This window comes from Streptomyces sp. CA-135486, from assembly GCF_050936555.1.
Lineage (GTDB): Bacteria > Actinomycetota > Actinomycetes > Streptomycetales > Streptomycetaceae > Streptomyces.
Window position 1 is genome coordinate 319,944 of the sequence record NZ_JBNJMM010000001.1, and the last position, 13,787, is coordinate 333,730.

At 69.6% G+C, this 13,787-nt stretch carries 17 protein-coding genes and 1 riboswitch; of the genes, 8 read left to right on the forward strand and 9 right to left on the reverse strand.

Annotated features, from left to right (window positions below; all coding sequences use genetic code 11):
- Positions 1 to 42: 42 nt before the first annotated feature.
- Together ACQEVG_RS01570 and ACQEVG_RS01575 are read right to left on the reverse strand one after the other, a co-directional pair.
- Positions 43 to 219, reverse strand: coding sequence for a hypothetical protein (locus ACQEVG_RS01570; protein ID WP_432975792.1), 177 nt, complete (start codon positions 217 to 219; stop codon positions 43 to 45).
- Between the two features lie 38 nt (positions 220 to 257).
- Positions 258 to 1,223, reverse strand: coding sequence for a glucosyl-3-phosphoglycerate synthase (locus ACQEVG_RS01575; protein WP_432975795.1), 966 nt, complete (start codon positions 1,221 to 1,223; stop codon positions 258 to 260).
- Positions 1,224 to 1,367: 144 nt separating this feature from the next.
- Positions 1,368 to 1,495, forward strand: a riboswitch (SAM riboswitch).
- A gap of 17 nt (positions 1,496 to 1,512) precedes the next feature.
- Here ACQEVG_RS01575 and thrC point away from each other — a divergent pair.
- From thrC to groL, 4 genes are all read left to right on the forward strand, one after another.
- Positions 1,513 to 2,793: a threonine synthase gene (gene thrC, locus ACQEVG_RS01580; protein WP_432975798.1), complete on the forward strand. Its 1,281-nt coding sequence runs from the start codon at positions 1,513 to 1,515 to the stop codon at positions 2,791 to 2,793.
- A 26-nt stretch (positions 2,794 to 2,819) separates the two neighbouring features.
- The gene (locus tag ACQEVG_RS01585) at positions 2,820 to 3,095 is read left to right on the forward strand and encodes a MoaD/ThiS family protein (RefSeq protein ID WP_360868126.1); all 276 of its coding nucleotides are present in this window, start codon (positions 2,820 to 2,822) and stop codon (positions 3,093 to 3,095) included.
- 430 nt (positions 3,096 to 3,525) lie between these two features.
- Complete coding sequence (locus tag ACQEVG_RS01590) at positions 3,526 to 3,729, forward strand: cold-shock protein (protein ID WP_005315736.1); 204 nt, start codon at positions 3,526 to 3,528, stop codon at positions 3,727 to 3,729.
- A 370-nt stretch (positions 3,730 to 4,099) separates the two neighbouring features.
- Entirely contained in the window at positions 4,100 to 5,722 is a 1,623-nt protein-coding gene (groL, locus tag ACQEVG_RS01595; protein ID WP_360868123.1) for a chaperonin GroEL, read from the forward strand.
- Between the two features lie 23 nt (positions 5,723 to 5,745).
- Here groL and ACQEVG_RS01600 read toward each other — a convergent pair whose 3' ends face one another.
- Genes ACQEVG_RS01600 through ACQEVG_RS01610 form a run of 3 tightly spaced genes read right to left on the reverse strand, consistent with a single transcriptional unit; the run spans position 5,746 to position 6,575 of the window.
- Positions 5,746 to 5,997 carry a DUF397 domain-containing protein gene (locus tag ACQEVG_RS01600; protein ID WP_432975803.1) on the reverse strand — a complete coding sequence of 84 codons (252 nt, stop codon included), beginning with the start codon at positions 5,995 to 5,997 and terminating at the stop codon, positions 5,746 to 5,748.
- A 13-nt stretch (positions 5,998 to 6,010) separates the two neighbouring features.
- A complete protein-coding gene (locus tag ACQEVG_RS01605; RefSeq protein ID WP_432975806.1) occupies positions 6,011 to 6,361 on the reverse strand; it encodes a DUF1036 domain-containing protein in 351 nt (116 codons plus the stop codon).
- 4 nt (positions 6,362 to 6,365) lie between these two features.
- Positions 6,366 to 6,575 carry a hypothetical protein gene (locus ACQEVG_RS01610; RefSeq protein ID WP_432975809.1) on the reverse strand — a complete coding sequence of 70 codons (210 nt, stop codon included), beginning with the start codon at positions 6,573 to 6,575 and terminating at the stop codon, positions 6,366 to 6,368.
- Positions 6,576 to 6,790: 215 nt separating this feature from the next.
- On the opposite strand from ACQEVG_RS01610, the gene ACQEVG_RS01615 reads away from it, so the two are divergent.
- Positions 6,791 to 7,813 carry a hypothetical protein gene (locus tag ACQEVG_RS01615; protein ID WP_432975812.1) on the forward strand — a complete coding sequence of 341 codons (1,023 nt, stop codon included), beginning with the start codon at positions 6,791 to 6,793 and terminating at the stop codon, positions 7,811 to 7,813.
- On the forward strand, positions 7,810 to 8,847 hold the full coding sequence (locus ACQEVG_RS01620) for a hypothetical protein (RefSeq protein WP_432975815.1): 1,038 nt from the start codon (positions 7,810 to 7,812) through the stop codon (positions 8,845 to 8,847). The genes ACQEVG_RS01615 and ACQEVG_RS01620 overlap by 4 nt, the downstream gene beginning before the upstream one ends.
- Before the next feature lie 109 nt (positions 8,848 to 8,956).
- On the opposite strand, the gene ACQEVG_RS01625 is transcribed toward ACQEVG_RS01620, so the two are convergent.
- Genes ACQEVG_RS01625 through ACQEVG_RS01635 form a run of 3 tightly spaced genes read right to left on the reverse strand, consistent with a single transcriptional unit; the run spans position 8,957 to position 12,410 of the window.
- Complete coding sequence (locus tag ACQEVG_RS01625) at positions 8,957 to 10,420, reverse strand: PTS transporter subunit EIIC (protein ID WP_432975818.1); 1,464 nt, start codon at positions 10,418 to 10,420, stop codon at positions 8,957 to 8,959.
- Between the two features lie 48 nt (positions 10,421 to 10,468).
- Positions 10,469 to 11,434 (reverse strand): N-acetylmuramic acid 6-phosphate etherase, encoded by a 966-nt coding sequence (gene murQ / locus ACQEVG_RS01630; protein WP_432984941.1) that lies wholly within the window; start codon positions 11,432 to 11,434, stop codon positions 10,469 to 10,471.
- A gap of 58 nt (positions 11,435 to 11,492) precedes the next feature.
- The gene (locus ACQEVG_RS01635) at positions 11,493 to 12,410 is read right to left on the reverse strand and encodes a MurR/RpiR family transcriptional regulator (RefSeq protein ID WP_432975821.1); all 918 of its coding nucleotides are present in this window, start codon (positions 12,408 to 12,410) and stop codon (positions 11,493 to 11,495) included.
- Positions 12,411 to 12,496: 86 nt separating this feature from the next.
- Here ACQEVG_RS01635 and ACQEVG_RS01640 point away from each other — a divergent pair, with 86 nt between their 5' ends.
- Together ACQEVG_RS01640 and ACQEVG_RS01645 are read left to right on the forward strand one after the other, a co-directional pair.
- On the forward strand, positions 12,497 to 12,853 hold the full coding sequence (locus tag ACQEVG_RS01640) for a hypothetical protein (RefSeq protein ID WP_432975824.1): 357 nt from the start codon (positions 12,497 to 12,499) through the stop codon (positions 12,851 to 12,853).
- Positions 12,850 to 13,116: a DUF4031 domain-containing protein gene (locus tag ACQEVG_RS01645; protein ID WP_432975827.1), complete on the forward strand. Its 267-nt coding sequence runs from the start codon at positions 12,850 to 12,852 to the stop codon at positions 13,114 to 13,116. The genes ACQEVG_RS01640 and ACQEVG_RS01645 overlap by 4 nt, the downstream gene beginning before the upstream one ends.
- A 22-nt stretch (positions 13,117 to 13,138) precedes the next feature.
- Here the strand turns inward: ACQEVG_RS01645 and ACQEVG_RS01650 are convergent, their stop codons facing one another.
- Positions 13,139 to 13,783, reverse strand: coding sequence for an HD domain-containing protein (locus tag ACQEVG_RS01650; protein ID WP_432975830.1), 645 nt, complete (start codon positions 13,781 to 13,783; stop codon positions 13,139 to 13,141).
- Positions 13,784 to 13,787: the final 4 nt, after the last annotated feature.

Consider the following 13,787-nt stretch of genomic DNA (forward strand, 5'->3'; position numbering starts at 1 on the left):
TAGCCCGTCCCTCAGACCCTCAAACGTGAGTACGGCACGGCTTCAATGATGACGCCGTCCCCGTGTCGCGGCGACCGCGACCACCCCGGCCGCGGTCAGGCTCAGGGCCAGGCCGCCCAGCAGCCACAAGAGCTCGCTGTTGTGGTTGCCACGATGCGCGGGGGCGATGGTGTCGGCCACCGCCTGCCCGAGAAACGCCACTCTGTATACAAAGCTCATACATAGGAAATTTAGACAAGATGGCCGGTTCTTCGTGGTTATGCCGCGCGACGCGCCGCGTACTCACCGATCTCGCGCATCGGCGGCCGCTCATCCGTGTCCACCGTGTACGTACGCGGTTCAAAACCACCCTCGCCCCGCACGAACTGCGTCAGCGCGGGCCGCACCAAGTGGCCACGGGAGAGCCGGAGTTGAGCCGTGCGGTAGATCGCCGCCGCCATCCGGCCCAGCGCCTGACCGTCCTGGTGACGGTGTTTGCGCGAGCCGACGTCCACCTGCGCCAGTGCGTCCAGGCCCACCGTGTGCAGTGCGTCCACGAGAAGGCCCAGCTCCACGCCGTATCCGACGGGGAAGGGCAGCCGCTCCAGCAGCGAGCGCCGTGCCGCGTACTCCCCGCCCAGCGGCTGGACGAAACCGGCCAGCTGCGGCCAGTGCAGATTGAGCAGCGGGCGCGCCACCAGCTCGGTGACCCTGCCGCCCTGCCCCGGTGTCCTGCCAGAGGCGGGCGGATCGAACCCGGGACCCAGCGGCCGGTCGTACATCGCCTTGACGAACTGCACCTCGGGGTCGGTCAGCAGCGGCCCGACGATTCCGGAGACGAAGTCCGCCGAGAACTCCCGCAGGTCGGCGTCGACGAAGCAGACGATGTCGCCGCTGGTCACCATCAGCGAGCGCCACAGCACCTCGCCCTTGCCGGGGACGGCCGGTATCCGGGGCAGGATCGCGTCCCGGTGCACCACCCGGGCGCCGGCCGCCGCGGCCACCTCGGCTGTACGATCGCTGGAGCCGGAGTCGATCACGACCAGCTCGTCGACCAGCGCCGTGGCCTCCATCAGCTCGCGCCGGATCACGGTGACGATCTCGCCGACGGTCGACTCCTCGTCGAGCGCGGGCAGGACGACGCTGATGGTCGTACCGCGCTTGGCGGCCATCAGCCTGCCGAGCGGGCGGTCGGCCGCCGACCAGGAACGCCTGGTCAGCCAGCGCTCCACCTCTTCCAGCACGCTCGTTACTCCCTGGCTAGTGATCGGCTAGTGATCCATCTCGCGGTTCGGACGACTATCTCAACCGTCCCCGCCTTCGGTTACAGTCTTGAACAACGCGGATGACCGTCGCATGCCGGGGTCGTCTCGCTGACAATCGAATACCGCTCATCCAGAGGGGCAGAGGGAACGGCCCGTTGAAGCCCCGGCAACCCTCCCGCCGACCGCGAGGTCACGGTGGGGAAGGTGCCAATTCCGTCTTGTGGCGAAATGCGTCACGAGGAAGATGAGGAGAAAGGGCCTCGCCACCATGGCTGTGCAGACTGTCGCAACCACCCCCGTGAACCTCGGTCCCGCCGCGGCGCTCTCGTGTCGCGAATGCGGAGAGCGTTTCGAGCTCGGTCCGATCTTCGCCTGTGCCTCCTGTTTCGGGCCGCTGGAAGTCGCGTACGACCTGCCGGTCGGCGACCCCGAGGCGCTGAGGAAGCGGATCGAAGCGGGTCCGGACAACATCTGGCGGTACGCCCCGCTGCTGCCCGTCCCCGCCGACGTGGCCGAGAAGCCGAACATCAACCCCGGCTTCACCAAGCTCGTCAAGGCCGACAACCTCGCCCGTGAGCTGGGCGTCACCGGCGGCCTGTACATCAAGGACGACTCCGGCAACCCGACGCACTCCTTCAAGGACCGCGTTGTCGCCATCGCCGTCGAGGCCGCGCGCGCCTTCGGCTTCACCACCCTGTCCTGCTCCTCCACCGGCAACCTCGCCGGCGCGGTCGGCGCCGCCGCCGCGCGGGCCGGCTTCCGCTCCTGCGTGTTCATCCCGCACGACCTGGAACAGGGCAAGGTCGTCATGGCCGCGGTGTACGGCGGCGAGCTCGTCGGCATCGAGGGCAACTACGACGACGTCAACCGCTTCTGCTCGGAGCTCATCGGCGACCCGCTCGGCGAGGGCTGGGGCTTTGTCAACGTCAACCTCCGCCCGTACTACGGCGAGGGCTCCAAGACGCTGGCGTACGAGATCTGCGAGCAGCTCGGCTGGCGGCTGCCGGACCAGATCGTCGTCCCCATCGCCTCGGGCTCGCAGCTCACGAAGATCGACAAGGGTCTGCAGGAGCTGATCAAGCTCGGCCTGGTCGAGGACAAGCCGTACAAGATCTTCGGCGCCCAGGCCGAGGGCTGCTCGCCGGTGTCGACCGCCTTCAAGGCCGGACACGACGTCGTACGCCCCCAGAAGCCGAACACCATCGCCAAGTCGCTGGCGATCGGCAACCCGGCCGACGGCCCGTACGTCCTGGACATCGCCCGCCGCACGGGCGGCGCGGTCGAGGACGTCAACGACGAGCAGATCGTCGACGCGATCAAGCTGCTCGCTCGCACGGAGGGCATCTTCGCGGAGACCGCGGGTGGCGTGACCGTGGGCGTGACGCGGAAGCTGATCGAGGCGGGCGTGCTCGACCCGGCGCTCACCACGGTCGTCCTCAACACCGGCGACGGCCTCAAGACCCTGGACGCGGTGGCGCCGACGACCGGCCCGACCGCGACGATTCGCCCGAGCCTGGACGCGTTCCGCGACGCCGGCCTGGCCGGCTGATCCGACTCCCGAGAAAGGCACGCACCATGAGTGTCAACGTCCGCATCCCCACCATTCTCCGTACCTACACGGGCGGTCAGGCCGAGGTCTCGGCCCAGGGCGCGACCCTCTCCGAGGTGATCGCCGACCTGGAGAAGAACCACGCCGGCATCGCCGCCCGGGTCCTCGACGACCAGGGCAAGCTGCGCCGCTTCGTGAACGTGTACGTGAATGACGACGACGTGCGTTTCGAGCAGGGACTCGAGACGGCGACGCCGGACGGGGCGGGAGTTTCGATCATCCCCGCCGTCGCCGGAGGCTGATCGTCAGACGCCGTGTCGGACGGCACACAGAGTTACGCGTATTGCCCTCTCCGCAAGAGAAGCGGAGGGGGCAATTCTGTATGGTTGAGCGCGGTACAGTTGGGGAAGCCCCCCTCCGCTGCGTGTGCCGGCCGCATATGAGAATGCGCCCGAGCCTGACAAGAAGCAGCCAATATGGTCGATCGAATTGCCTCTCTTAGGTGTGATTTGCCGGGCCCGACTTGCCCCGTAATTTCTTGAATTCAGGTCAATTTTCCGTTCGCGCGCGCTCGGAATTCTCGTCCGATTGACCTGTTGCAGAGGGCAGTTGGGCAGATACATTCAGCCGCGGTCGACGCGTTCCGGCGCACACCCCTCCTGTCGGGGTGAGGTCTGACCCGGGTCCGCGAAGTGCGGTCCTGCGCAAGGGCCAGTAATAGGGGAGTTAGGCATGGCTCAGGGCACCGTCAAGTGGTTCAACGCGGAGAAGGGGTACGGCTTCATCGCGGTCGACGGTGGTGCGGATGTTTTCGTCCACTACAGTGCGATCCAGATGGACGGCTACCGCACCCTTGAAGAGGGTCAGCGAGTTGAATTCGAGATCTCGCAGGGCCAGAAGGGGCCGCAGGCGGACATGGTCAAGCTCGCCGTCTGATCTCGGCGCGATCGACCACCGACGCACTCACGCTCACGCCGAGGGGCCCGCATCCCGCGAGGGATGCGGGCCCCTCGTGCGCGTCCACGCGCCTGCGCCCGCCCCGCGCCCCGCACGGAGCCCTTCGGGCGCTTGCGCCCACCCGTCGCCCGACCACCACCCCTCACGGAGCCCTTCGGGCGCTTGCACTCTCATGGGTCGAGTGCTAATCATTGGCGTTAGCACTCTGACAGTGAGAGTGACAACGAGGACCGGGTCGGTGAGGTCCGCAAGCCGGGTGGGGCAAGGAACCACAAGGCCTGCAGGCCGTCCGTCGCGGGCGCCAGGCGCGGTCCGGAGAATCCACCCCAGTCCGGGAGGACCACTTCACATGGCCAAGATCATCGCGTTCGACGAGGAGGCACGGCGCGGTCTCGAGCGCGGGATGAACCAGCTCGCCGACGCCGTCAAGGTCACCCTTGGCCCCAAGGGCCGTAACGTCGTCCTCGAGAAGAAGTGGGGCGCCCCCACGATCACCAACGATGGTGTTTCCATCGCCAAGGAGATCGAGCTCGAGGACCCGTACGAGAAGATCGGCGCCGAGCTGGTCAAGGAAGTCGCCAAGAAGACGGACGACGTCGCCGGCGACGGTACGACCACCGCGACCGTTCTCGCTCAGGCGCTCGTACGCGAGGGCCTGCGCAACGTAGCCGCCGGCGCCAACCCGATGGCCCTCAAGCGTGGCATCGAGAAGGCCGTCGAGGCCGTCTCCGGTGCCCTGCTCGAGCAGGCCAAGGACGTGGAGACCAAGGAGCAGATCGCTTCGACCGCCTCCATCTCCGCTGCCGACACCCAGATCGGTGAGCTCATCGCCGAGGCCATGGACAAGGTCGGCAAGGAAGGCGTCATCACCGTCGAGGAGTCCCAGACCTTCGGTCTGGAGCTGGAGCTCACCGAGGGTATGCGCTTCGACAAGGGCTACATCTCGGCGTACTTCGCCACCGACATGGAGCGTATGGAGGCGTCGCTCGACGACCCGTACATCCTGATCGTCAACTCGAAGATCAGCTCGGTCAAGGACCTGCTGCCGCTCCTCGAGAAGGTCATGCAGTCCGGCAAGCCGCTGCTGATCATCGCCGAGGACGTCGAGGGCGAGGCCCTGTCGACCCTGGTCGTCAACAAGATCCGCGGCACCTTCAAGTCCGTCGCCGTCAAGGCCCCGGGCTTCGGCGACCGCCGCAAGGCGATGCTGAACGACATCGCCATCCTCACCGGCGGCACGGTCATCTCCGAGGAGGTCGGCCTCAAGCTCGAGAACGCCGGCCTGGACCTGCTGGGCCGCGCCCGCAAGGTCGTCATCACCAAGGACGAGACCACGATCGTCGACGGCGCGGGCGAGAGCGACCAGGTTGCCGGTCGCGTCAACCAGATCCGTGCCGAGATCGAGAACTCCGACTCGGACTACGACCGCGAGAAGCTCCAGGAGCGCCTCGCGAAGCTGGCCGGCGGCGTGGCCGTCATCAAGGCCGGCGCCGCGACCGAGGTCGAGCTCAAGGAGCGCAAGCACCGCATCGAGGACGCGGTGCGCAACGCCAAGGCCGCCGTCGAGGAGGGCATCGTCGCCGGTGGTGGCGTCGCGCTCATCCAGGCGTCCGCCGTCTTCGAGAAGCTTGAGCTCGAGGGTGACGAGGCCACGGGTGCCGCCGCTGTGAAGCTGGCCCTGGAGGCCCCGCTGAAGCAGATCGCGGTCAACGCCGGCCTTGAGGGCGGCGTCGTTGTGGAGAAGGTGCGCAACCTGACCGTGGGTCACGGCCTCAACGCCGCGACCGGTGAGTACGTCGACATGATCGCCGAGGGCATCATCGACCCCGCGAAGGTGACCCGCTCTGCCCTGCAGAACGCGGCCTCCATCGCGGCGCTGTTCCTGACCACCGAGGCCGTCATCGCCGACAAGCCGGAGAAGGCCTCTGCGGCCGCTCCGGGCGGCATGCCGGGCGGTGACATGGACTTCTGAGCCTCTTCGGCTCGGTAGCCCGGTTACGTACCGAGGGCGGCACCCCTACTCCCAGGGGGTGCCGCCCTCGGGCGTTCCCGGGGCTCAGTGGGCGAAGTCCTTGAGCCTTTCGGTGCCGAGGGTGATGTTGACCGGGTCGGGGAGCGTGAATCGGACCAGGACGAGGCCCGGAACACGAGCTTCGGACCGTGGGGGTTCTTGGAGTCGCGGACGGGGACGATGCCGGTGCGGCCGACGGCAGCACCTGGCCGGCGTCGCGTCAGGTGCTGCTGCAACGCTCAGCCGCGGCTACCCCGTGAGGGTGAGGGTGAAGTCCTCATTGTCGCCGACATAGAGTTCGCGGAAGCCTCGTGCGTACCCGCCGGACACCCCTGGTTTCTCGCACCGGTTGAATGCCTGGTTCGGAATCTGGACGACATGCGGTCCGGCCCAGACCGGGCTGTTCGCGGCCTCGGCGAAGTAGAACCACATGGGGCTGTACTGGTTCACATCGTTCGCGTAGACCAGCGCACTCCTGCCCGGGTCCATGCCCCACCACCCCATGAGGTGCGGCCCCGTGTTGTGGGGGCAGGAGTTGTCGTAGAACCTGATCGCGACGTATACGCGCGCCGAATACTGGTTGCGGATGGTCAGGCCCACGGTCTCACCCCTCCGACTGCGGGTCCGCAGTGTCCACGACACCCGGCGAGTGCGACGCTTCCCCGTGGGAACGACCTGGAGCCCGTGCCGGGGATACCGCGGCGACGCGGCGGACGGGCTCCTCGCCCAGCGCCACGCGGGGATCGGCGCCGGGCCCCGACGGGTCCGGCAGTTCGACGGCCCCGGGTTCGTTCTCGGCTTCCTCATTCGCCATCGATCAACTCCTCTGTGCGGCAGTTCGGGATGTGCAGCGACAGTGAGCATGGCCCATCAGCCCGTTTGGCGTGCTGCCGGAGAGGCTGGGGTTGCGCGGGAAACTGCCGCGCACAATGGTGGGGAATTTTCTCGGACGAGGCCTGTGCGCCATCTTTCTCGCGGCGGGCCCGCCTGGTCATGATGAGTAGCCATCGGGCATGTACGGGGGGTCCCATGGCTGGTCGAACTGGGCTGGGCAGGCGCTGCGGAGTGCTGGTGTCGGGGGTGCTCGCCGCGGCCTTGGTACTGACGGGCTGCGGTGGCGGAGGCGACGGGGAGAGCGCGCCGCCGCGGGGAAGCGCGGGTGCGGACGGCGGTGAGTGGAGCTCGGGCCCGGACTCCGGGGGGCCCACGTGGCATCCCTCCGACGACGAGGGGTCCGGCGGCTCGGGGAACGGCGGTGGCGGGAACGGTGGCGGGAACGGCGGCAACGACAGGGACGCCGAGTTCGCGTGGTTACCGCCGGGGCCCGACTCGCCCAATACGAACGTCGGGATCGACCCGGAGGACATCTACGACCAGTTGTGGGTGTTCAAGTGTTCCGACGCTCGCGATGCCGTCAGGCAGCACAGCACCGGGAGCAAGTCGTGGAAGCTCGTTCATGCGCTGACGCTGGCCTGTTTGGCGGCGAAGGGTGACACCTCGCAGTGGAATGAGGCGGTGCGGCTGTACGACTCGTTGCACGGGCCCGGGTTCACACACGGCGGCTGCCGCGAGACGGCGGCGTACCGGATGCTGAAGCAGGTGGTGAACTGGCATCGTCAGTACCCGCAGGGGAAGGTCACGCTGCACCGGAGTTCGGGTGACACCACCGCATGCCCGCAGCGTATCACCGCGGTGGTCCCCGGGCCCGAGGTCGTGTTGAAGCCGCCGTACTGGGGGTTCCGGGTGGAGGGCACCTGGCCGAGCGAGGTCATGAACGTGGATCTCGAGGTTGAGGGGGGCGAAGTGCTGACGCTGGAACCGCGCCACAAGCAATGTTGCGAGGGCGCCACGGTCGCCTTCGAGCTACCGGAGTCCTTCACGGGAGCCGGGCTGGTGGATCTGACCCTCCATTTCGAGGGGGGCGGCTCAATGACCAAACGTGGCGCGATCAGAATTGACGGGTCGGCGAACCCGGGTTCGGGCGGGGAATCCCCGGACCCGGACTCCCCGACCACGGACTCCCCTTCGCCTTCCTCCGTCTCGGTGTCGTGACCGCCCCGGACCCGGCACCGCCTGCCGCCGGCAGTCCAACAGGCCCTGACGCCGATCCCGCCCCGGACCCGGGACCGGACCCGGACCCCGGCGACCCGGACCCGGGACCGGACCCGGACCCCGGCGACCCGGACCCGGGACCGGACCCCGGCGGCGACCCGGACCCGGAACCGGAACCCGAGCCGGACGGCGGCGCCGCGACTGCGCCCGAACCACCCAGAGGCGCCGGCCTCACCGAGTTCATCGGGACCGTCGGCTCGCTCATTTCCCTCTTCACCGCCGTGCTCTTCTACTTCGGCTGGTCCAGCACCGACGCCGAAGCCAAAGCCCTCGGGCTCCGCGACACCGTGTTCCACTTCTCCACCCGCGACTATCTGCTCCGCAGCGTCGACGCCCTCTATCTCCCGGTGCTGCTCGGCGCCGCCGCCGCGTTCGCCGCCCTCGCCGCGCACCGCCGAGTGCAGCGCGACCCCGGCGCGGCGGCGACACCGCTGCGCGTACTGCGTCACGCCTGGGCGCCGCCGCTGCTTCTGCTCCCGCTGATCCCCCTCCACCCCGCGCTCTTCGATCTGCTGGTGCCGCTCACGACGATCGCCGGGTTCCTGCTCACCGGCTATGCCCGCACGCGCGAAAGCCGGGATCTGCGCATGTGGGCCCTCTGCCTGCTGGTCGCCGTACTCGCGCTGTTCTGGGCGGTGTCCTCCTACGCGGGGATCGTCGGCCGGGGCCGCGCGGCCCTGACCGCGCGGACCGTCGATACCGGGATGCCGGCCGTCGCCGTGTTCAGCAAGGACGATCTGCTCATCCACGGCCGCAGCAGCTGTCGCTTCACCATCGCGGGCAAGGCGAGTGCCTTCCGCTACCGCTATGCAGGGCTGCGGCTCTTCCATGTGTCGGGCGACCGGATCTTTCTGGTCTCCCGGGGCTGGAGTCCCACCCAGGGCACGATGTTCGTCGTGGAGGAGAGCGAGAAACTGCGTGTCGAGTACGTGAGCGGGGACGGACCGCGCTCTGCGGAGTGCCCCGCGCGATGAAGGCCAACGGGTCTTTGTGCCCTTCGCCTGGAAGCAGAGCTGCCGCCTCCGCGACCCAGCCGCTCAGCCGGATGCCGTGCGTGCCGCTCAGCGCTGTCAGGCGTACGCGTCACACGCGGGTTGTGGCCGGTGCCTTCGCGGGGTCCGCGGAAGGCGTCGCCTCGTGCTCCGGGGCCACGTTGAAGTCCGCCAGCAGCTGCCTGCTGAAGCCGAAGAAGTACGTGGCGAAGAAGCCCACCAGATAGCCCGTCAGCAGGCCGCCCGCGTAGATCGCGACCGTCCCGCCCAGGCCCCTGTTGCCGTCGAGCAGCGGGAACAGCGCCCATCCCGATGGCCCGATCGCCGTTGAACCCACCGTGTCGCCTAGCATGTTGAACATGCCGACGAAGCCGCCGCCGAACGCGCCGCCGACGCAGGCCGTGACGAAGGGGCGGCCCAGGGGGAGCGAGACGCCGTAAATCAGGGGTTCGCCGACGCCCAGGAGGCCTGTCGGGAGGGCGGATCTGATGGTGGCGCGGATCGCGGTGTTGCGGGGGAGACGGAAGTAGACCGCGGTCGCCGCCCCGACCTGGCCCGCGCCCGCCATCGCGAGGATCGGGAGCAGGACCGTGTGGCCCTGCTGTTCGATCAGCGTGGTGTGGATGGGGATCAGCGCCTGGTGCAGGCCGAGCATCACCAGCGGGAGGAAGAGGCCACCGAGTACGAAGCCCGCACCCGCGCCACCGTGGGCGAGCAGCCAGTTGGCGAAGTCGCCGATCGCGGTGGAGACCTCGCCGGCCACGACCATCAGGCCGAAGAGGGTGACCAGGCCGGAGACCAGCACGGTGAGAGCCGGGGTCACCAGCACGTCGAGGGACTCCGGGACCCGGGGGCGGCACCACTTCTCGACGTACACGGCGAGAGCCGCGGCGCCCAGCGCGCCCAGTACGCCGCCCTGGCCGGGGGAGAGGGTCACGCCGAAGGCCGTCACCTTCGCGACCCCCGCGTACACGATGATCGCGGCGACCGCGCCGCCCAGAATCGGCGTACCCCCGAACTCCTTCGCGGTGTTGTAGCCGACGAAGACGGCGATCAGCGACATGAAGCCGGACGCGATCGCGGCGAGCGCGGGGACCACGGACGGCAGCCAGCCGAGGTTGGTGAGCAGGCCGTTCAGTCCGGCGATGATGCCGCAGCCGATGAGGGCAGGGATCAGCGGTACGAAGATATTCGCGATGCGGCGCAGGAAGAGCTTGAACGGCGTTGCGTTCCGGGCCTTCTGGGCGGCCTTGATGGCGGCGCCCTGCGCGGTCAGGTCCCCGGTCGGCCCGGGAGCCGCCCTCAGCAGCGCCTCGAACTCCGGCGTGACCCGGGCGACCGTGCCCGGCCCCAGCACGATCTGGTACGTGTCGTCCTCGACCACGCCCATGACCGCGGGGAGCGCCTTCAGCGCCTCGTCCTGTACGAGGGAGCGGTCGTGCAGGCCGAGGCGCAGGCGGGTCATGCAGTGGGCGACGGACGAGATGTTCGCGGCGCCACCGACGAGGGGGAGGATCTCGGCGGCGGTGGCGGCGTGGTTCTTCTCTGGTGCCATGGTGCGTGGTGCCTTGCTGTGGGGGGTGGGTGCGGCCGGGCGGGCCGCCTATGGGTGCGCGCCGCCGAGTGCGGCGCGCAGGTGCCCGTTCGCGTCGGTGAGGAGACGGTTCGCGGTGGGGGCGTCGACCTCGGCCAGCACGATGAGGATCGCGGTCTTCACCTCTCCTTCGGCCGAGGTGAGGGCGGTCTCGATCGCGGCGTCCGACGCACCCGTCGCCAGCGCGACGATCCGGTGCGAGCGGGCGCGCAGCTTCTCGTTGGAGGCGCGGACGTCCACCATCAGGTTTCCGTACGTCTTGCCGAGCCGGATCATCGTGATCGTCGAGATCATGTTGAGGACGAGCTTCTGCGCCGTACCGGCCTTCAACCGCGTGGACCCGGTGAGCAGTTCGGGGCCGACGACGACCTCGATGCCGTGCTCGGCGGCCACGCCGAGCACGCTGTCGGCGTTGTTCGACAGGCCGATGGTGAGCGCGCCGAGGGAACGGGCGTGCTCCACCGCGCCGACGGCGTACGGCGTACGGCCCGATGCGGAGATCCCGACCACCGTGTCGTCCGCGGTCAGCTTCAGCGCCTCCAGGTCGGCGGCGGCCAGCTCCTTGCTGTCCTCGGCGCCCTCGACCGCTGTGACCATGGCGGTGGGGCCGCCCGCGATCAGGCCGACGACCTCGGCCGGGTCGGTGTTGAAGGTGGGCGGGCACTCGCTCGCGTCCAGTACGCCGAGCCGCCCCGCCGTGCCCGCTCCTGCGTATATCAGCCGGCCGCCGCGGGCCATTCGCTCGGCGGTGGCGTCGATCGCGGCGGCGATCCGCGGCAGCTGCGCGGCGACGGCGGCGGGGACGCTCTGGTCCTCGCCGTTCATGATCCGGGCGATCTCGAGGGTGGGCAGCCGGTCGATCTCGGCGAGCTCGGGCCGGAACGCCTCCGTGGTGAGGGTGGCCAGCTGAGCGCGGAGTTCACCGTACGCGGACGGCGTGGAGGGCACGGACGGCCGGGACGACTCGGACGACATGGAGGTCATGAAGTGCGGCTCCGCTTTCTCATGTGTGGGGGGACCGGTAGCTCGGGGTTCAGCGGGTACGGGGGCTGTGCCGGTGCGCCAGGGCCTCGTACGAGGCGGCGAGGGCAGGGGCCGCCGTCTCGTACGTACGCTGCGCGATGCCTATGAACAGGCAGTCGACGACGAGGAGTTGGCTCGTGCGGGACGACATCGCGGCCGGGCGCAGCTCACTCTCGCGGGCGGTGGACGTGGTCAGCACATGGTCGGCGTACTGCGAGACGGGACCGTCCGGGCGGCCGGTGATCGCGACCGTCGTCGCGCCGTGGTCGAAGGCGACCCGCAGCGGCTCGATGACGTCGCCGGTAGACCCCGAGTGGGTGATGGCGATGGCCACGTCGCCGGAGCGCAGCTGCACGGCGTTGGTGACGGCGAGATGCGGATCGGCGTGGGCGTGCGCGATGAGTCCGATGCGCGCCAGCTTCTGCGCGAGGTCCATGCCGACGAGGGACGATGCGCCGACGCCGTAGATGTCGATGCGGCGGGCGGTCGCGGCGGCGGCGACGGCCGCGCCGAGCTGGACGGTGTCGAGGCCGGATGCCGTGTCGGCGAGGGTCTGCTGTTCGTCGTACGCGAGCTTGGCGACCACGTCCGCGAGGGGGTCGTCGACGGCGATGTCGGCGGTGACGGCGGGGGCGCGGCCGGACTGCTGGTGGGCGGCGAGGCCGGCGAGCGCGAGGCGCAGATCGCGGTAGCCGGGGTAGCCGAGGAGGCGGGCGGTGCGGACCACGGTGGCCTCGCTGGTGCCGGTGAGCTCGGCGAGACCGGTGACCGTGAGGGCCGCGCAGCCGGCGGGGTCGTCGGCGACGGCTTCGGCGACCCGCTGCATGGAGCGGGTCATGGACGGCGCAAGGGTCCGTACCTTGGCCGCGAGGGCGGCGGGGGCGGGTGGGGCCGCCCCGCTGAAAATTTCCTTCACTGGATTGGTCACACCTGAAAGATATTTTCGAAATTCCGTCGTCGTCAACCCCTCCAGGTCCTGGAGATCACCGGGGCTGATGGGGCGACAATGGCTCCATGGAGCACCCGAACCCCCTGGAGCAGGCACTGCACGCGGCGCGCGCTCTGGTCCTCGCCGACCTGGCCGCGCGCGATGTGGCGGATGCCGGGGTGGTGTCGCTGGTCGAGGAGGCGGTGGCGCACCGCCGCTGGTGGGTGGAGCAGTGGCCGGAGGGCGTGGAGTACGTCGCGGGCCTGGTCGCCCAGGACGTCCAGGACGCACTGCTCGAGCGGCACGGCCGCTGGCCGCTCTGCCCCGTCTGCGACGCGGGCGACCCGCACGCCCTGGATGTCGAACCGGAGCTCGGCCCGGATCCGCACTGGGTCTGCGCGAAGGCGGGCGTGGTGGTGGCACGGGTCGGCGGTCTTGCATGACCGTGTACATCGATCCGCCGACCTGGCCGGGGCACGGTCGGATGTGGTCGCACATGGTCAGCGACGTCTCGTACGAGGAACTGCACGCCTTCGCGGCGTTGATCGGCTGCCCGCCGAAGGCCTTCGAGCGGGACCACTACGACGTGCCGTCGCACCGGTACGGGGAGGCGGTCGCGGCGGGCGCGGTGGAGGTGTCGAGCCGCGAGGTGGTCGCGCTGCTGACGAAGGCAGGGCTGCGCAGGCGCAAGGGCCGCCCCGTATAGGGACGCCCCGTGCAGCGAGCCGTCAGACCAGCAGCTTCAGCTCCGTCGCCAGGTTGTGCCGCGCACGCGACTCCCACTCCCGCTCCCCGTGCGGCGTACGGAACAGCCGCGGCAGGCCGAGCAGCTGGCGCAGCACCGCCGCACGGCCCTCGCGGAAGGCGTCGTCCGGGACGAAGGCGTACTCCTCGCGTACGGCCGCGGTGTACGCGGCGTACGGCTGCGGGGACGCGGCAAGGATGGCCAGGTCCGCGTCGCACAGGACCTGGCCGTTCAGATCGTCGGCCTCGGGCGCGTGGGTGACGGTGAGGCGGACCAGTCGGGCGACCTCGGCGGTGGCGGCGGGAGTCATCCCGGCCTCGGCGAGGGCGCGTTCCGCCAGATGGGCGGATCGTTCCTCGTTTTCGGAGCGGTCCGGGAAGTAGACCGCGTCGTGGAACCAGGCCGCGAGGCGCACCAGCTCCGGGTCCGTGGCGTGCTCCTCCAGTACGTCGATGTGGTTCAGCACCGCCGTCAGGTGATCGACCGTGTGGTAGCGGCGCTGCGGCTCCGACCAGCGGGCGAGCAGGTTGTCGGCGTACGGCAGCGGGTCCGGTCCGCCCGCGCCGTGGCGGGCGGCGAGGAGGGTCTGGGTCCAGCGTGCGCGCAGGTCCCCGAAGTCGTCGGTCATGGGG